The organism is Salinicoccus sp. ID82-1 (genome assembly GCF_021991715.1).
Lineage (GTDB): Bacteria > Bacillota > Bacilli > Staphylococcales > Salinicoccaceae > Salinicoccus > Salinicoccus cyprini.
Genome location: NZ_JAGFLY010000001.1, coordinates 399,441 through 416,087, shown reverse-complemented (window position 1 = coordinate 416,087; position 16,647 = coordinate 399,441). Strand labels below are relative to the sequence as shown.

The 16,647-nt window shown below is 43.2% G+C and carries 19 protein-coding genes; 5 read left to right on the top strand and 14 right to left on the bottom strand.

The features are described 5' to 3' along the window. Positions 1 to 7: 7 nt before the first annotated feature. The 5 genes from J4760_RS02070 to J4760_RS02050 all read right to left on the bottom strand — a co-directional run bounded on the left by J4760_RS02070 (position 8) and on the right by J4760_RS02050 (position 5,070). Positions 8 to 1,000 (bottom strand): TRAP transporter substrate-binding protein, encoded by a 993-nt coding sequence (locus J4760_RS02070; RefSeq protein ID WP_237604625.1) that lies wholly within the window; start codon positions 998 to 1,000, stop codon positions 8 to 10. 15 nt (positions 1,001 to 1,015) lie between these two features. Beyond that, positions 1,016 to 2,044 (bottom strand): zinc-dependent alcohol dehydrogenase, encoded by a 1,029-nt coding sequence (locus tag J4760_RS02065; RefSeq protein ID WP_237604624.1) that lies wholly within the window; start codon positions 2,042 to 2,044, stop codon positions 1,016 to 1,018. A 15-nt stretch (positions 2,045 to 2,059) separates the two neighbouring features. Further along, a complete protein-coding gene (locus tag J4760_RS02060) occupies positions 2,060 to 2,680 on the bottom strand; it encodes a GntR family transcriptional regulator (RefSeq protein WP_237604623.1) in 621 nt (206 codons plus the stop codon). A gap of 12 nt (positions 2,681 to 2,692) precedes the next feature. Beyond that, positions 2,693 to 4,030 carry a four-carbon acid sugar kinase family protein gene (locus J4760_RS02055; RefSeq protein ID WP_237604622.1) on the bottom strand — a complete coding sequence of 446 codons (1,338 nt, stop codon included), beginning with the start codon at positions 4,028 to 4,030 and terminating at the stop codon, positions 2,693 to 2,695. A 185-nt stretch (positions 4,031 to 4,215) separates the two neighbouring features. Further along, positions 4,216 to 5,070: a MurR/RpiR family transcriptional regulator gene (locus J4760_RS02050; RefSeq protein WP_237604621.1), complete on the bottom strand. Its 855-nt coding sequence runs from the start codon at positions 5,068 to 5,070 to the stop codon at positions 4,216 to 4,218. Positions 5,071 to 5,265: 195 nt separating this feature from the next. Here J4760_RS02050 and J4760_RS02045 point away from each other — a divergent pair, with 195 nt between their 5' ends. Both J4760_RS02045 and J4760_RS02040 read left to right on the top strand, forming a co-directional pair. Next, positions 5,266 to 6,609 (top strand): sodium/glutamate symporter, encoded by a 1,344-nt coding sequence (locus tag J4760_RS02045; protein ID WP_237604620.1) that lies wholly within the window; start codon positions 5,266 to 5,268, stop codon positions 6,607 to 6,609. After that, the gene (locus J4760_RS02040) at positions 6,609 to 7,733 is read left to right on the top strand and encodes a tyramine oxidase subunit B (RefSeq protein ID WP_237604619.1); all 1,125 of its coding nucleotides are present in this window, start codon (positions 6,609 to 6,611) and stop codon (positions 7,731 to 7,733) included. The genes J4760_RS02045 and J4760_RS02040 overlap by 1 nt, the downstream gene beginning before the upstream one ends. Positions 7,734 to 8,199: 466 nt before the next feature. Here the strand turns inward: J4760_RS02040 and J4760_RS02035 are convergent, their stop codons facing one another. The 6 genes from J4760_RS02035 to J4760_RS02010 all read right to left on the bottom strand — a co-directional run bounded on the left by J4760_RS02035 (position 8,200) and on the right by J4760_RS02010 (position 12,560). Continuing rightward, positions 8,200 to 9,006 (bottom strand): aldo/keto reductase family protein, encoded by an 807-nt coding sequence (locus J4760_RS02035; RefSeq protein ID WP_237604618.1) that lies wholly within the window; start codon positions 9,004 to 9,006, stop codon positions 8,200 to 8,202. A 521-nt stretch (positions 9,007 to 9,527) separates the two neighbouring features. Next, complete coding sequence (locus J4760_RS02030; RefSeq protein WP_237604617.1) at positions 9,528 to 10,004, bottom strand: SprT-like domain-containing protein; 477 nt, start codon at positions 10,002 to 10,004, stop codon at positions 9,528 to 9,530. A 59-nt stretch (positions 10,005 to 10,063) separates the two neighbouring features. Further along, on the bottom strand, positions 10,064 to 10,624 hold the full coding sequence (locus tag J4760_RS02025) for a DNA-3-methyladenine glycosylase I (protein ID WP_237604616.1): 561 nt from the start codon (positions 10,622 to 10,624) through the stop codon (positions 10,064 to 10,066). A gap of 149 nt (positions 10,625 to 10,773) precedes the next feature. Beyond that, positions 10,774 to 11,766: an LLM class flavin-dependent oxidoreductase gene (locus tag J4760_RS02020; protein WP_237604615.1), complete on the bottom strand. Its 993-nt coding sequence runs from the start codon at positions 11,764 to 11,766 to the stop codon at positions 10,774 to 10,776. Between the two features lie 18 nt (positions 11,767 to 11,784). Beyond that, positions 11,785 to 12,018 (bottom strand): DUF896 domain-containing protein, encoded by a 234-nt coding sequence (locus tag J4760_RS02015; RefSeq protein WP_237604614.1) that lies wholly within the window; start codon positions 12,016 to 12,018, stop codon positions 11,785 to 11,787. Between the two features lie 59 nt (positions 12,019 to 12,077). Next, positions 12,078 to 12,560, bottom strand: coding sequence for an RrF2 family transcriptional regulator (locus J4760_RS02010; RefSeq protein ID WP_237604613.1), 483 nt, complete (start codon positions 12,558 to 12,560; stop codon positions 12,078 to 12,080). A 200-nt stretch (positions 12,561 to 12,760) separates the two neighbouring features. Between J4760_RS02010 and J4760_RS02005 the strand changes: the two genes are divergently transcribed. Continuing rightward, positions 12,761 to 13,234 (top strand): DinB family protein, encoded by a 474-nt coding sequence (locus J4760_RS02005; RefSeq protein WP_237604612.1) that lies wholly within the window; start codon positions 12,761 to 12,763, stop codon positions 13,232 to 13,234. A 78-nt stretch (positions 13,235 to 13,312) separates the two neighbouring features. On the opposite strand, the gene J4760_RS02000 is transcribed toward J4760_RS02005, so the two are convergent. Continuing rightward, positions 13,313 to 14,059, bottom strand: coding sequence for an NAD-dependent epimerase/dehydratase family protein (locus J4760_RS02000; protein WP_237604611.1), 747 nt, complete (start codon positions 14,057 to 14,059; stop codon positions 13,313 to 13,315). A 128-nt stretch (positions 14,060 to 14,187) separates the two neighbouring features. Beyond that, positions 14,188 to 14,658, bottom strand: a complete 471-nt coding sequence (locus tag J4760_RS01995; RefSeq protein ID WP_237604610.1) for a DinB family protein — start codon at positions 14,656 to 14,658, stop codon at positions 14,188 to 14,190. A gap of 182 nt (positions 14,659 to 14,840) precedes the next feature. Here J4760_RS01995 and J4760_RS01990 point away from each other — a divergent pair, with 182 nt between their 5' ends. Then, complete coding sequence (locus J4760_RS01990; protein WP_237604609.1) at positions 14,841 to 15,725, top strand: alpha/beta fold hydrolase; 885 nt, start codon at positions 14,841 to 14,843, stop codon at positions 15,723 to 15,725. Positions 15,726 to 15,747: 22 nt separating this feature from the next. Here the strand turns inward: J4760_RS01990 and J4760_RS01985 are convergent, their stop codons facing one another. Next, positions 15,748 to 16,113, bottom strand: a complete 366-nt coding sequence (locus J4760_RS01985; protein ID WP_237604608.1) for a hypothetical protein — start codon at positions 16,111 to 16,113, stop codon at positions 15,748 to 15,750. Positions 16,114 to 16,226: 113 nt separating this feature from the next. On the opposite strand from J4760_RS01985, the gene fosB reads away from it, so the two are divergent. Continuing rightward, a complete protein-coding gene (fosB, locus tag J4760_RS01980; RefSeq protein ID WP_145285650.1) occupies positions 16,227 to 16,646 on the top strand; it encodes a FosB/FosD family fosfomycin resistance bacillithiol transferase in 420 nt (139 codons plus the stop codon). Position 16,647 lies beyond the last annotated feature (1 nt).

Genomic DNA, 16,647 nt, shown 5'->3' with positions numbered 1-16,647 from the left:
TAACTCCTTATTGTTTCAATTCGACGATCGAGTCGTAGAGTTCCTGGCCATATTTGGCAGCAAGTTCATCGTGTACAGGCTGAACAAGTTCCATGAACGGTTCCTTGTCCACTTCGATGATTTCGACGCCTTCTTCAAGGAAGCTCTGTTTGGCTGCTTCGTCCTCTTCACTTACAAGCTGGTTCTGGTATTCTGTCGCCTCTTCAGCCGCTTCTTGTACCGCCTGCTGCTCTTCAGAGGAGAGTTTCTGGAACGTTTTTTCACTTGTCAGAAGCTGGACATAGCCATATACATGATCCGTCATTACCAGGTAATCCTGTACCTCATGGATTCTTGCGTTCGTCGAGAATGACAGTGGATTCTCCTGGGCATCAATGACACCTGTCTGCAGTGAGGAATAGACTTCTCCAAAGTTCATCGGTGTCGGGTTGGCACCCATTGCCTGCCAGCCTTTAACGGACGCTTCTATGTTAGGCACCCGGATTTTGAGTCCACTGAGGTCTTCAGGTGTTTCCACTTTGACATTGCTGGTCAGTTCACGTGGTCCACGTACCCAGAACTCAAGCCCGCGGATCCCCGTTGCCTCAAGTGTTTCGTCTTGCAGTTTCTGACCTGCTTCTCCGTATAGAAATGATTCAAGGTGCGCCTGGTCTTCAAATAAGTATGGCAGCTCAAGAATCGCGTATGGTGTGTAGAAATTTGACATTACACCCGCGACCAGTGCAAAGTCGACAGAACCGATCTGCATGCCTTCGAGCAGGTCCCTGTCCGAGCCCAGGGTCGAGCTCGGATAGATATCCACTCTGACGGAACCATTTGTCTTTTCCTCCACCAGTCTTGCAAATTCTTCTGATCCTTTATGCCAAGTATGGGATTCACTCTGAATATGTCCCATTCTAAGAACTGTGACATCTTCTGCTTTCGTGCTGCCGCCGCAACCGGACAGCAGAATGGCGGTAAGCCCTAGAAACAATAGTATTCTGTATTTGAAAATATTCACTTGTGTCCCTCCATTTTAAGAATCGAATTCAACCAGCACTTTTACCGACGCGTCCTCTTTCTTGTCGACAATTCTGAAGCCGTAGTCCGCCTGGTCCATTGATAGCTTATGGGAAATCACTTTATTGACAGGGATTTTGTCTTCTTCAATGATTCTAACCGCTTCTTCAGTGTCTGGTCTGTTGTAGGTCATGCAGCCGATGATTTCCTTTTCGTTCTGCTGCAGGTTCTCAATGTCCACTTCCTGTCGTCCATTGAACATTGCGACTGTAATGACTTTCCCGCCTTTACGCAGCAGTGATAGTGACTGGTCGATGATGCCACGTACGCCGGCAGTGACGAATACTTTGTCAAAAGAGCCGCCCAGTTCCTTCTTGGCATTTTCAATCCAGTTCTCATCCTGTGCACTGTTGATTGTCAGTGTGGCACCCATCTCTTTAGCCACATCAAGGGAGTAGTCGAGAACATCCGTCACAAGTGTCGTTTCCACGCCTCTATGTTTTACCGCTGCCAGAGTCAATAGACCGATGGGACCAGAACCGATGACTGCCACTCTGTCCGTCGGCTTGATATCCGCTTTGTAGACAGCGTGGACGCCTACCGCCAATGGCTCGACCAGTACGCCTCTGTCGTAGTCAACGGAATCCGGCAGTCTGATGACTTGTGCTTCAGGTGAGATGAAGTACTCCGCCATCGCTCCGAGCCATTCACCTATGCCGGGTGCCAGTCTTTCATCCGAGTAATTAATATTACCCGTCATAACCCCTTCACTTTCACCTGTACCGATCTGCGGTTCTACGGTTACTCTGTCACCTACGGAAAAATCTTTCACGCTGCTGCCAACTTCAACCACTTCTCCTGCGACTTCGTGGCCGATGATGACCGGTGGTTTTCTGAAGGGATGCAATCCTTTGTAAGTATGGATATCGGAACCACAGATGCCTGCCACTCTGACCTTGATCATTACCTCGTTCTCTTTCAGCTCGGGTACTTCCACTTCTTTTACTTTAATGCTTTCTGGTGCATCTACATAAACTGCTTTCATGTTTCTTCCTCCTTATTATCTGAACAATATCGATTTTGAATTTTCGAGGTGCTGCTCCATCAGATGAACACTCTCCGCCTGATGGGCTTTCAGTGCTTCATATATCTGCAGGTGATCCTGATAGAAGATCTTCACTCTCTCAGGATCCTTTCTCAAGTGCTTCAATGTAATTCTGCGCAAGTGGTCCTGCCTGTTGATCAGTATCTCGGTGATTTCCATATTGCCTGCCATGTTGCTGATGGCCAAATGGAATTCATGATCGTAAGTGGCAAAACTGTTTATATCGAGGTTATCCGTCACTTCTTTTGTGACATCAAGTATCTGCTTCAGTTCATCCAGCTGATACTCGGTGATCCTGCCATGCAGAAACTTGCAGTTGAACGTCTCAAGTGCAATCCTGAGATTGTACATATCGTTGATCTTGTCGACCGACAGTTCATTGATGAAAATGCCCTGCTTGGATGAAACGGTGAGGAAACCTTCTGTTTCCAGGCGAATCAGTGCATTTTTAATCGGTGTCTTGCTCATATCAAGATCTTCAATCAATGTGCGCTCGGACAGAAACTTGCCCGGAGTATACTCCTCGTTTAGTATCTTCTGCTTGATCCTATCGTAGGCGATGTCTTTTAATAGCATTTTCAAACTCCTCTAGACTGTAGTCTCTTTTCCTGCTTCAAAAACCTTTCCGTAGAAGGCTTCCCCACCAAGCTGACCGCTTTTAAGTGCGATCTCCAGATGGTTGTAGCGTTCCTGATCGGAGTATGCTAAGCACAATGGCGCCCCTGGTGCTATGGACTCGATGACTTCCATGCCATAGATGCCGAGCTGTGATGTGACGAATCCGGAAGTATCTCCACCCGAGACGACCAACCTGCGGATATCCGAATGGTCCATGATGTATTTCGTCCATCTGCCGAGCTGCTTGCCAATATGATTACCATGGGAACCGGTTACATTCTTATCTGTAAAATAAGCCCTTGTCTCTTCAACAACCGGGTCATCCGCGCCCCTCGCTGTGTAGATGACGACTTTCTTCTCCTGATGGATCAGTTCGATGATCTTATCCAGATAATCCGTCGGAACTTCTTCATTCGCAAGCAGCTCGTAAGGTACCCGCTCAGTATGGAAGCCGTTGTTCTCCGCTTCCTCGAGCTGTCTCTTTGTAACATCCGATACACTGCCTGAAACAACGAGCATTTCATCAATGGCGTTCGGTTTCAGGCCAAGGCTGTTCTGGTTAACGTCGGCATTGTCTTTCCAAGTTTCACCCAGTGCATACTCCACACCGGAAGAACCGATCAGGAAAGTCGCATCTTCATGCCTGCTGTCCCAGACCATTTTGCCGAATGTCTTCATGTGTTTCGATTCCAGTGCATCAAACAGCGTAATCGCATTCTTTTCTTTAATATCAAAGCGCTTGCCTTCAGCCATATCAGCTGCAGTAAACTTGTCGACCTGCTGATCCGTCTGCTTTGAAAGATGAACACTCAAGTCCGCCTCGTCCATCGGCGTCACCGGATGACGGGACATGACCGGGTGCTGATCCAGTCGATACGTTTCACCGTGGAACTTCGCAAAATGATTGCCGAATACCGTATATCTGCCGAGCGCCGGTGCTGCAACAAGCAATGGGAATATGCCCTCTTTAAAATAAGTTCTGGCCAGGTCTGCTGCATAGCCGATACTGCCGGTTGACGGTGAAGAATCGAAAGTCGAACATACTTTGTAGTGTACAAAGTAAGGGTTCATTTTCTGGAATGCTTCATATACAGGAGTCAGCTCTTCCCTCATCCCTTCCGGATCCTTTGCCCTTGAAGTGCCCGCCACCCCGATGCACTGTACACCTTCGAACTGATCAAGGAGTGCCTTGTCAGGCGGTGTCATGAAAAGCAGCGTTCTTAGTCCATATTGGTGCAGCGCTTCCATGGCATCCGTAGAACCAGTGAAGTCGTCACCGTAAAATGTGAGTAGTAATCTGTTATCCATTTATATTCTCCTTACATAGATTTAACATAGATTTATGTTGTATCTAAATAAGATAATAGGGGGACCGCTTACATTTTGCAAGGGGTTTCATTGAATTTATAAAAAAACACACGGGTTTCCGTGTGTTTAGAGTAATTAAAACTTTCGTTTTCATTATGCTTTATTCAATTGTCATGCTGACTGAATCATGTTTTTGTTATATTTTTTCTTACAATTAAACTTCCTACATCCTCTAATGCCTTACTACTGTCTTCTTCAACTTTAGCTCCCAGTATGACGGTAAGTGTTTCTACAAGAGACATTGCAGGCACTAGAGTAAAATGCTCATCAGCTCTTGATAATAATAAAGTCGTTTTAGCAAATGGAATCATGGAATTATTCATACTATCAGTGATTAAAATAATTTCTATATTCTTTTCGCTACAATATTCAGCCACGTCATAGGTCAATTGTGTAAAAGGAGACAAAGCAATCAGGATAATCGTCTCTTTTTCGTTCGCATGAAAAAGTCTATCGAATATGAAGTGCGGCTCATAACTTAACTGATTACATTTCGGATAGAATTGATTAATACTATTTTCTAGATATATTGCTACGGCTCTTGAAGTTCTTAGTCCGAACACATGTATTTTTTCAGCATTCATCATTAGACTGACTGCTTTCAATATACTTTTTTCCAGATCAGTATTCAGTGAGTATTTCTGCATCATATTAATCTTGTTCCATACACTTCTGATTTGTTCTTCTCCAGTATCATTCGAGTTTTCTGGATCAAACTTCCACCACTTCGGTGTCTGGGTATCCAGTACTGCAGTATGTAAATCTTTCTTGAAGTCATTGAAATTTTCATAGCCTAGATTTTTTATTGTCCTTAGTATAGTCGTTGTACCAACTTCTGCTTTATCAGCCATATTCGAAATTGAATCCAGGCCAATTTCTCTGTATTCACTCAAGATAAACTCACAGAATTTCTTTTGTTTTCTCGGCATGCCATCTTTAATTTCTATAATCTTTTTCAGAATGTTATATTCGTTCTCCATGTTAACACCTCATTTCAAGGATAAGTTATATAGAAGGAAATATAAAGGTAAACACCAAAAAGGAATTTTTATTCCTTTTATTAATAAAAAAGGTTTACTTAATCCTTTTACAGTGATATGCTCAATTTATAAATTTTCTAAATTCTATACAAATAGTTTAGATTTTTTTTACTTCATTTTGAAAGGGGTTACAAAATGGATTTCAGTATCTGGGATATTATGACAGATTTAGGTTTAATATCTCTTCTTTTGTTATTGGGTATGATTTTAAGAGCCAAAGTGGGACTACTGCAGCGTTCATTTATGCCTGCCAGTATTATTGCTGGAGTTCTTGGTCTGGCACTTGGCCCGAATGGATTTGGACTCATTCCATTTTCAGACTTGATTGGCAACTACCCTGGAGTATTGATTGCTGTAGTTTTCGCTGCTCTCCCACTCTCTACAGAAAAATTCAAATGGTCGGAAGTAATAAACAAAGTGGGCGGACTTTGGTCATACTCACAGATCATCATGCTCTTAATGTGGGGTGGCGGACTTCTATTTGCTCTTGTATTGCTGGTACCATTGTTTGATGTTCATAATGGTTTTGGACTGATATTGGCAGCTGGTTTTGTTGGCGGCCATGGGACAGCTGCAGCCATAGGTGATGCTTTTGCTCAACAAGGGTGGGAAGAGGCAACATCACTAGCCATGACATCCGCCACAATAGGAGCTGTACTTGCTATTGTAGTCGGTCTTTTGTTGATAAAATCTAGTGCAAATAAGGGACAGACAAACTACATAAGTAGTTTCAATGAACTACCTGAAGAATTAAGAACAGGACTTTTGCCTGAAAGTAAAAGAGAATCTATGGGAAATGACACTGTATCAAGCATATCCATTGACCCACTTGTCTTTCATCTTGCAATTGTGGTTCTTGTGACTACGATAGGCTATTATTTAAGCGTATTCGGAGAGTCATTATATGCTAACTTGGCAATTCCTGCCTTTTCCTTGTCATTTCTATCCGGGCTCATCTTAATGCAGATGATGCAAGCAGTAAAAGTGGATCAGTACATTGATAAAGGAATCATGTCCAAAATTGGTGGTAGTGCGACAGACATCCTAGTAGCTTTTGGTATTGCTTCGATAAATTTGACAGTTGTCGCAAACAACATCGTACCGTTTACAATTTTGATTCTTTTTGGAATCGCTTTCGCATTTTTCTTTTACCGTTTCGTCTCGCAATTATACTTCCAGGAGAATTGGTTTGAAAAAGGGATATTCACTTTTGGTTGGATAACAGGAGCAGTGGCTATGGGTATAGCACTATTAAGGATTGTAGATCCTAAACTTAAAAGTAAAACACTTGATGAATTCGGCCTAGCCTATATTCCGATGGCACCAGTGGAAATACTGGTTATCACGTTCGCTCCATTGTTTATTCTTAGTGGTCAACACTGGCTTTTCACAATTATTACAATCGGAGCAAGTATTGCAATATTCATCTTCTCCTACTACAGGAGATGGATTAAATTTAACATTAAGGAGAATGCATAATGTCTGAAAAACTTGAATTGCTATATCTTAAAGAAGAGGAAGTTATCGAAGCAGGCGTTCTGGATATGAAGCAGTGCATCGACACGATCGAAGAAATGTTCAGACTGGTCGGCAAAGGCGACTACATGATGGGGGGACCCAACCGAAATGATCATGGTCTCATGCTGTGGTTCAACAAGGAAGAGAAGTTCGAGAATATACCAAAAGCAGGTCCAGATCGAAGATTCATGTCTTTGATATCATACCTAGGTGGTGAATTCGATGTTGTCGGCAACAAATGGTACGGATCAAATATTGAAAATCTCAACAAAGGACTGCCCCGCTCCATTCATACTTTTACACTAAATGATAAAGATACAGGCGCCCCACTTTCCATAATGGCAGGCAATCTGATCAGTTCTGCCAGAACTGGTGCTGTCCCAGGCGTTGTATCCAAGCATCTTGCACGTAAAAATGCAAAAGTTGTTGGTGCTGTAGGTGGCGGTGCCATAAATCAATCTTGTGTTGATGCAATTACAACATCAGTTGACACCATTGAGAAAGTTGTATTATTCGACATAAACGTTGAAAAAGGAAAACAGATTGCTGAAAAACTTGAGAAGAAGATTAATTTGAAAGTAGAAGTTGTAGACAATATGGATGAATGCATCAGCCAGTCCGACATTGTAACAGTTGCGACATCAGGAAAAGTAAAACCTAGTATCAATCATTCCAGTATAAAACCAGGCGCTCTGATACTCCTAACAGGAGCTGCAGATCTTTCTCCAGAAACATATAAAGAAAATCGGATTGTCGCTGATCTGTGGTCCATGCATGAAAAATGGCTCGAGGATGGTTTAAGTCATCCTGAGGGTATCAGCAGCATCCTTGATTGGACGATGTCAGGACAACTATTGGAAATGGTGAATAATGGAGACTATGACAGCGGCAAGATTGATGATATAGGTAATATTATTGCTGGAGACAAGGAAGGTAGAAAATCGGATGATGAGGTCATTATCTGTATGACTGGCGGGCTCCCTACTGAAGATGTTGCGTGGGGATATAAAGTATACCAGAATGCACTTGAAAAGAATCTGGGTACAAAGTTACCGCTATGGGATAGTTCATATCTGATGAAATAACCTGATGTCCAGGTTACCAAATGAAAATTTCTGGAACTTAATAATATATATCAAGCTATCCTTCCTTTCTAATTCAGGAAGGATAGTTTTTTCCGTATCTGTCGTATAATGTCCTTAATAAATAAACTAATTTGCTTTCAGTTTTATTATTTACATACTTTTATTTCACTACTTGTTTAAACCCTATCCCAAGATGTTCAACTGAAATTGAAATCCTGTTTCAGCAAGAATATATGTTCAGAGAGGGTATATCAAGGATCTATGAATTCACTTGCGTTAAATTTAATGATCTATTCAATTAGTATCTTCAGTCTTTACTTGTCATATAATCAATCGACCTGTTTCAAGAACAGTAAATTCAGCTTTTTTTTAACAGAAATAAAAGGTATGTCCCTTGTAGATTACAGAAGACATACCTTTGAAATGATTCAGTTGTCAGAGTGCAACACCCTCAGAATTCTTTAAATTACAGCGCACCAATACGTTCACGATCATCTGCTGTGAGTTCAAAGTCAAAGATATCTAGGCTTTGAGCCTGATGCTCTTTATTGTGGGATTTAGGAATGACAATGACGTCCCGTTCAATCTGATAGCGCAGGACAACTTGGGCGTATGTCTTGTCATAACGGTTGCCTATTTCCTGCAGTACTTGCTTCGCATCCTCATCTATACCAGCGAGCGGCGACCAGGCGACAGTAGCGATATCATTTGATTTATTATAATCAATCAATGCATCATTCCACTTGCCGACGTGAGATTCAATCTGATTGACAGCCGGTTTGACTGTTCCATTTTGAAGTATTGGATCAAGATGCTTTTCTTCAAAGTTTGAAACACCTATGGATTTAAATACACCACGATTATAATAATCTTCTAAAACACGCCAGACTTCTACAATTTCATCATTGTCATCCCATGGAAAATGGATCAGGAACAGATCTATATAGTCGGTCTGCAGTTTCTCCAGACTTTTTTCAATTTCAGCATTTATCCAATCATGGCCGGCAAATCCTTTACTTGTGTTCAACTTGGTAGTGATGAAGTAATCCTCACGTTTAAGGTCTGATTGGTTGAGCCCTTTACCGACGACTTCTTCGTTGGCGTAGACTTGGGCAGAGTCGAAATGACGGTACCCATTTTCAACTGCCCAGTCGATTTCCTGGGTGTCTCCTCTCAACTCGCCTTTGAAGGTGTTGTCTTCTTTGCCATACGTATTCGTACCACTACCGACTACCGGAATTTCCAATTCATTGTTCAATTTGACCAATTTCATCATAAATCCTCCAGTTTAATTTTTCTCTAGTGTCGACTTTGAACGGAAGTATATCACGACAAAGTTGAAATGTCTCTTGTTTCAACGTCTGCCTCAATATGTTTTTTTACCCGCTTTTTGTTCAACTGAACCAAATGGCATCTGGGCAAGCATTTCATAGGACATTGGTAGATTGAAAAATGTCCATTTTCAGCAACTGTCACGACGCCTGACATCATATCCCACATTTCACCTTCCAGGACATCTTTTTTAACAGTGTAGATGTGATTCCAGAATGCATTGAAATTGGACGAAATTAAAAAGTTGAGTGTGAAATTATAGAACTGTTATCTGAACTTGGTGGACACCATGCTTTCTTCATATCCCCCTATTCCTGATGCAATCGACCTTACAAGATAACCTTGAGTATAAAAAAAGAACTTCGGATGAAGTTCTTTTTCTTTGAAAATTTATAGGTAGCTGATTGCAGGCTATATCTTAGACTGGATATCCTGTGCGCTCCATACTCCAATAGCTCCTGGTTATTTTGCAGTCACACCTACATACGTAAACTTCCCACCACATCTTCGGCAGATATACCGATTCTCATACCCTTTCGTGTTCCTGCTGAACTGGTATCTGCATTTCCGGCATTCATACAGATGGCTCTGCCCTTTATACATATGGGTACGTGTCTTTGATATTCCCAACCGGTCCAATGTCCTGATGAACATGGCATCAGAATCCTTATATGGCTGGCCAGTAACGAATAATGCATAATGGACGCATTCATGGTATAGGACATCAAGGATGGTTTCGTGTGGATTATTCTTTATGAATTCGTCGGACATGAAGATTTCCATGCCCTGAGGATTCTTCTTGCCTCTGACATACTTGATGCGGAATGCACCCAGATTTGATTTCATCCGCTTTGAAACGCGGATGGGTATGCCGAGTGGCATATCAAATGCTCTTTTAAGAAAGTCATCAGCATATTTTTCGAGCTGTCTCTGCTCCACTTAATTCACCTCTTGTAGTTCTTTAACGATTATTCATTCTAATATCTCTCATTTTTCATCTATCTATTCAAAGTATGAAACTTGCAGGATCTGATATGATCATCCACCATGCCGATTGCCTGCAGGAAGGAATATGTGGTTACTGGTCCTACGAATTTGAAACTCCTCTTTTTAAGGTCTTTACTGATCTGGACGGATAAAGGAGACTGCGGAGGTATTTGCGCATCTGTTTCCCAGCTATTAATGACCGGTTCATATTCGACAAAGCGCCATAGGAAGTCGGAAAAACTATTGAACTCCTTTTGAATCTTCAATACCGCCTGAGCATTGGTGGGCACAGATTGAAGTTTCGCAAAGTGCTTGATGACATTATCGTTCTCTCTTATTGCTTCCAGATCCTCATCATTGAGTCCAGCGCAATACTCTATATCAAAGTTGTTGAACGCTGCCTGATACGCTTCTCTTTTCGCGAGGACAATACTCCACGACAGACCGGCCTGTGCGCCTTCCAATATCAGCATTTCGAAAATATACCGATCATCATAATTCGGTCTGCACCACTCTTCATCATGGTAGGTCTGCATGAGTGCATTGCCTTGCGGCCATGAACATTGCTCCATTGATGGACGCCTCCTTTGATCTTGTTGAACCTACTTTACCATTTTTAGCAGGACAGCTGTGTGTCATATTAATAATAGTAGTTGAAACTCTTTTGTAGAAATAGCAATAAAAAACCAGGACATATGATGATATCCTGGTTTCAATATTTCTATAGCAGCTCTTTCGCAAGCAATCTGTACACATTGAGGCGTGTTTCCTGAGCATGCGGTATGCTGACGATCATGGCTTCATCGAAGCCGTATTTCTCCTGTTCCGCTCTGAGATTGTCGGCAACTTCTTTTGCGGTCCCGACGATGTGCATCGGTCTTCTCTGCTGGATCTTGATCTTGTCCATTTCCGTCAGCGGATAATCTTTTGCTTCTTCCGGTGTCAGCGACTGGCCGATCTTGCCTTGTGACAGCCAGAGGCCGGAGATGTCCTGCGGCAGTGCCTGGTATTCCGCTTCTTCCTTCGTCTCCGCGACTGTCACCATATAGCATACATTGATTTCAGGCTTCTCCATCAGTGTTGATGGTACGAAGTTGTCCCTGTAAGCATCAAGGATGCCTTTGCTGAGCTGACCATTGAAGAACTGTGCGAATGAATATCCAGCACCCATCTTGGCTGTTTCAATGGCACTGTTGCCGCTCGATCCAAGCATCCATGCTTCAGGCAACGTGACGCCTTGTGGCACTGCCGGCGTTGTACCGTAAAGACGGCCTGCCGGTTTCTCATCACTGATCAGCTGCATGGCAATCTGGAATTTCTCGTACATATCATCCATGCCGGGTCTCATGCCTTCGGACAGTGCGTAGATGGCATTGCCATCTCCCCCTGGAGCGCGGCCGACGCCGAAATCGATTCTGCCCGGTGAGAATGCACTCAGTGTCTTGAACACTTCAGCCATCTTAAGCGGTGAGTAGTGCATCATCATCACGCCGCCTGTTCCGATGCGCAGATTTTCAGTTTTCGCTGCCAGTCTGGCTGCCGTGATTTCCGGTGCCGAGCTGACGACGGAATTGATGCCGTGGTGCTCCGCCATCCACATGCGATGGTATCCGAGTTCATCCGCCAGTATTGCGAGTTCTTCGGCGTTATTCAGTGCATCGACGCCATTGTTGCCTTTCGTTACAGGTGCCTGATCCAGTACACTTAGTCTCATTTGAAACATCCTTTATCTTTATTTATTGAATAAATTGTTGATCTGCTGTTCTCTTTTCAGTTTTTCCGGTGTGACATCATTGCCTTCTGGATCTATTACTGTCAGGCCTGCAAAAGTGTCGAGCACCTGGCCACGGAATTGGCGCATATAGTCTTCACGCAGCTGCATCTGTTCAGCTCTCTCTTCTGCGGTCAGCCCCTGCCATTTCTGTTTGTTTGCCAGTTCATTGATTCGATCCAATCCTACTATCATTCCATTTCACTTCTTTCATTTATTCGGTTCATTGATTCGTAAAATGCAAAACTTCAGTGCTAGATGACCATTTTCTCATCCAGCCATTTTTCAAGTGTCCTCATCTGCTGCTTATAACGGTCCGACTGTATCTGCTCGGTCAAAGACGCAATGGTCTCCCGCTTCAGCACAGACTGCCACGACGTCTCCGCCTCCTCCATCAGGTTGCCGAGGAAGCAGCAGCGGTCGTTCCCTTCCAGTTCAAGCATGTCACCCAGGATGCCGCTCGGTGTATAGATGGACTGCTGTCCCTCGATGGCGACATATATATCGTAGACCCGAATCGACTCGGGCTTTTGTTTCAGTTTGAAACCGCCTTTGGTGCCAGGGACGGAAGTGACCAGATCTGCGCTGGCCATCTTTCTCAGGAGCTTCTGAAAATACGTCGGTGAAGCACCAATCTGCCTGCTGATCTCATCACTGTGCAAAACCGCACCCTCTGGGAGCAGGTTCAGAAGCAGCGCAGCATAGACCGACTGTTCAACGCCTGTTTTCATTTTCATGTCCATCATCACATCCCTTCACTATAAACCGGATATTTGTTGTCCGATTTAAAACAATTATAGCAGAATAACCATTTTTAATCAATTGGGGCGGCTTGGATACCCTTCTGCCTGTCGGCTGAGTTGCAATCCATTTAATTGACTTATAGATTCTTTAATGAGTAAGTTTGAGTATAATGAAAATGGACAGGAGGGATTCAATGATTCATTTTTTTAAGTATAATTGGCAGGTCAGAGAGGAGTGGATGGATCGATGCAGTCAGCTTTCTGATGAGATATTGGTTGAAAATCGAACTGGAGGTCCCGGCAGTATACTGTATACTCTGTTCCATATCATCGATGTGGAACAAAGTTGGATTCGCAGTATTCGAGGTAAGGAGGATATCGTGTACAACTTCGAGGACTACAATAGTCTGGAAAAAGTAAAAAAGTTGTCCGACAGATTAAGAAAAGAAGTGGCAGATTATCTGGACGTCGAATTGAAGGAAACTGAAGATAGAATTGTATCTGTCCCATGGGATGAAGAAGAATTTACACGTGATGAAATACTTCTTCATGTCACTGCTCACGAGATCCACCATATCGGCCAACTCTCCATCTGGGCGCGGGAATTAGGTCTGGAGCCTGTAACTGCGAATTTCATTCGTAGAAATCTAATGTCTATCCAAAAATGAATATGGGTGACTAAAACGCCCTCGGAACCAAATGTCACATCTAGGCTCCGGGGCGTTTCTGAATTCACCGTGCGGTATTCAGCTGTCAAATGTATACCCGCATTTCTCAAACGCATCATCCATAGGCTCATAACCGAAACGCTCTATGGTCTTCTGTATATCGAGTCCTTTGAATCTGTTGTCCGAGACTGCGTTGATCACTTCAAATGGATGGATCATAGGCGTCGTGATGCACTGTTCCATCAGATGGTTCAAATCTCTTGGACTCAGATAGATGCTCATATCACTTGCGCTTAGATTGCCATCTGTCAGAGCCACTGCATCATATCCTCCAATTCTAAGTGCAATGATGGGCAGATCTTCCTGGTAGGCGAAGTACGAGGCAAATGCTTCTCCGGAAACCTTGCTCACACCATACAGGTTTAACGGTCGCACCGGCATATCGGGGTGCGGCTGTACATCTGCAGGATACCCTTTCACCGTGTGTACACTGCTCGCAAAAATCACCCGCTCTACACCCGCTTCCTGAGCGGCTCTGAACACATTGTAGGTCCCTTCGATGTTGATGCGCATCACCGATTCAAAATCTGCCTCCGGTGATGGATCTCCTGCAAGATGGATAACGACATCCATTCCCCTGAATGCCTCACGGCAATCTTGAAGGTTCGTAATATCAAGAGAAATACGTTTCATTTCATCATCACCGGGGTCCTCCGAAGACTCATTTTGTATATCGGCTAGAGTCAGATGGTACTTCCCCTTAAGATGTTCAGCCACATTTGATCCAATTCTGCCTGAAGCACCAGTTATCAGTATGTTTTTCATAAATAGTCCTCCCAATCTTTTATATAAGAAATAACACGATATAAAGGCTCTCCCTAACGTCTCTTCTACTAATAACAGTTATTTATGCAACAGAAATTCCTTAGTGATTTCACGTCTTATCTTATCGATTATTCAAAGAGCATCAGATTCGGATCTTTTGCGTAACAGTGAACCAGCATTGCATGTAATTGACCTCTGTGATGAAAAATGTGAGTCAAGATTTCCAATAACCACTCATAACGAGTATATGTCACTCCCCAATACGCAGAAGTTTTTTCAAGAAGCTGTTCATTTGATAAATTTGAATAATTCTTTTCCAATGAATCATAACCATGTAATAACTCCTCTTTTATAGCCACCAAGCTCATAAGAGAAAAACTCGTATAAAACTCTTCCATTTCCTTTTGCGTAGCACTATTGGAGATTCGCCAGTCAGCTTCACAGATCAAAGCAGTATGTTCGAGCATTTCACCGATTGAAAACTTACCTTCAGTTGGCCTTTTCTGCAAATCAGACTCTTCCAATGTATCAATTATTTCTACTAGCGTATCTACGGCTACTTTAATCTGTTTTAATACACTCTGACATACTACTTCCATGCTTTTAAACCCCGCCTTAAAATAGTAGTTTCTGTTTAACTGAATATCCTGTAATTCATCTTGGCTCTGTTCTTTTTAGTACTGTAAGCACTTCATTTTTTATTACGCTTTATATAAACCAATCAACTATCCCCATTATAGGGTATATATACTTGAATTGTGCTGACAAAGGAGACAGAAACATGCTACTCGAGAACTTCCAATTGAAAACGATAGATACCGGTGAAGTGAAAATCAGATTACGCTATGGCGGCGAAGGTCCTCCGCTGCTGCTATTACATGGTCACCCTCAGACACATGTAATGTGGCATCGTATCGCACCGCTTCTGGCCAATGACTTTACAGTGGTCATGCCGGACTTGAGAGGATATGGTGACAGTTCGAAGCCTGAAACCACCAGTGACCACTCCCCCTACTCCAAGCGGGTCATGGCCAGGGATCAGATTGCTGTGATGAAGGAATTGGGATTCGACGAGTTTGCGGTGGCCGGACACGACAGAGGTGCGAGATGCGCCTATCGGCTGGCGTTGGATTTCCCTGAAGCTGTCACAAGGCTTGCGGTACTTGATATCATTCCAACCGGTGAGGCATTCAGGCGGACCAATAAAGATTTCGCAACAGAATTCTGGGGATGGTTCTTCATGGCTCAACCCTATGACCTGCCTGAGAGAATGATTTGGGAGAATCCGGATAATTTCTATTTTCGCGGTGATCGATCCATATTCCATCCTGAAGCACTTGCTGAATACATGCGTTGCATCTATCAGCCCGGCACCATCCATGCCATGTGTGAAGACTACCGTGCCGGTGCTTCCATCGATTATGAGCTGGATGAAGCAGACCGGGGTAATAGAAAGATAGACTGCCCTGTCCTCGCCTTATGGGGCGCACAAGGCGAGCTGCCAAAATGGTATGATGTGCTATCCATCTGGCACGATTGGGCGGATGATGTCAAAGGGCGCGGCATAGACTGCGGACATTTTCTGGCAGAAGAAGCGCCTGAGGAAACATATGAGGAATTGTATCGATTTTTCAAGAGTGGAAACGAAAAGACACGCACAATGTAATCAGGTCTAGTGGGATCTCTTTCTACTGACCCTGAACAAAAGCTGAATTTGAACCAAGAACAATATAGACTGTCAGGAGCAGTAGAAGAACAACCCCAGTATAGATGATGAGCTGCTTTCTGGAGTATGCCTTCCTCTCGACGAACAATACAGCAGCAAACCCGATCAAAAATGCAGCCAGATAGCTCATCTTGAAAATGATGACGGCAAGAATGATTCCGATAATAATATATACGATACGCCTTGCTCTCTGTTTTTCCTCTTCGGTTCTGGTTTTCCTGAGCATCAGGGGAACCAGTGGAAAAATCACCACTCCGAGCAGGCCAGTCCATGCGACAATAGCGATGGCGCAACTTCCTTTCATATGGACTGAGAGGACGAAATTCAAGGATGATACCTCACCCACTCTGTCGTTTCATGATTATAGATTATTAATATACCATCACATACGATAATATTAGAGTATCAAATGTATATAAATATTTGAAAGGAGCATTTCAAATGATTCATTCTGTCAATCATGTCTGCTACTCTGTTTCAAACCTGGATGATTCGGTCGAATTCTACAGGGATGTGCTGAAAGGGAAACTACTAGTTAAAGGTCGAACAACAGCGTATTTCGATATCGGCGGCTTGTGGATTGCGTTGAACGAAGAGATGGATATACCAAGGAACGAAATACATCATTCCTATACGCATATGGCTTTCACTATCCGCGAAGCAGATTTTGAAGAATGGTATCAATGGCTCAAATCAAAAGACGTCAACGTACTTAAGGGAAGAGAGCGGGATAAAAAAGATGGAAAATCAATCTATTTCACTGATCCTGATGGCCATAAACTGGAGCTCCACACAGGAACACTCCAAGAACGACTGGCTTATTACAGGGAGTCAAAACAACATATGGATTTTTTAATTTAAA

Excerpts from the sequence above, each read along its gene's own strand:
- J4760_RS02065 (WP_237604624.1), bottom strand. The coding sequence starts at position 2,044 with ATGAAAGCAGTTTATGTAGATGCACCAGAAAGCATTAAAGTAAAAGAA.
- J4760_RS02060 (WP_237604623.1), bottom strand. The coding sequence starts at position 2,680 with ATGCTATTAAAAGACATCGCCTACGATAGGATCAAGCAGAAGATACTA.
- J4760_RS02055 (WP_237604622.1), bottom strand. The coding sequence starts at position 4,030 with ATGGATAACAGATTACTACTCACATTTTACGGTGACGACTTCACTGGT.
- J4760_RS02050 (WP_237604621.1), bottom strand. The coding sequence starts at position 5,070 with ATGGAGAACGAATATAACATTCTGAAAAAGATTATAGAAATTAAAGAT.
- J4760_RS02045 (WP_237604620.1), top strand. The coding sequence starts at position 5,266 with ATGGATTTCAGTATCTGGGATATTATGACAGATTTAGGTTTAATATCT.
- J4760_RS02040 (WP_237604619.1), top strand. The coding sequence starts at position 6,609 with ATGTCTGAAAAACTTGAATTGCTATATCTTAAAGAAGAGGAAGTTATC.
- J4760_RS02035 (WP_237604618.1), bottom strand. The coding sequence starts at position 9,006 with ATGAAATTGGTCAAATTGAACAATGAATTGGAAATTCCGGTAGTCGGT.
- J4760_RS02025 (WP_237604616.1), bottom strand. The coding sequence starts at position 10,624 with ATGGAGCAATGTTCATGGCCGCAAGGCAATGCACTCATGCAGACCTAC.
- J4760_RS02020 (WP_237604615.1), bottom strand. The coding sequence starts at position 11,766 with ATGAGACTAAGTGTACTGGATCAGGCACCTGTAACGAAAGGCAACAAT.
- J4760_RS02015 (WP_237604614.1), bottom strand. The coding sequence starts at position 12,018 with ATGATAGTAGGATTGGATCGAATCAATGAACTGGCAAACAAACAGAAA.
- J4760_RS02010 (WP_237604613.1), bottom strand. The coding sequence starts at position 12,560 with ATGAAAATGAAAACAGGCGTTGAACAGTCGGTCTATGCTGCGCTGCTT.
- J4760_RS02005 (WP_237604612.1), top strand. The coding sequence starts at position 12,761 with ATGATTCATTTTTTTAAGTATAATTGGCAGGTCAGAGAGGAGTGGATG.
- J4760_RS02000 (WP_237604611.1), bottom strand. The coding sequence starts at position 14,059 with ATGAAAAACATACTGATAACTGGTGCTTCAGGCAGAATTGGATCAAAT.
- J4760_RS01995 (WP_237604610.1), bottom strand. The coding sequence starts at position 14,658 with ATGGAAGTAGTATGTCAGAGTGTATTAAAACAGATTAAAGTAGCCGTA.
- J4760_RS01990 (WP_237604609.1), top strand. The coding sequence starts at position 14,841 with ATGCTACTCGAGAACTTCCAATTGAAAACGATAGATACCGGTGAAGTG.
- fosB (WP_145285650.1), top strand. The coding sequence starts at position 16,227 with ATGATTCATTCTGTCAATCATGTCTGCTACTCTGTTTCAAACCTGGAT.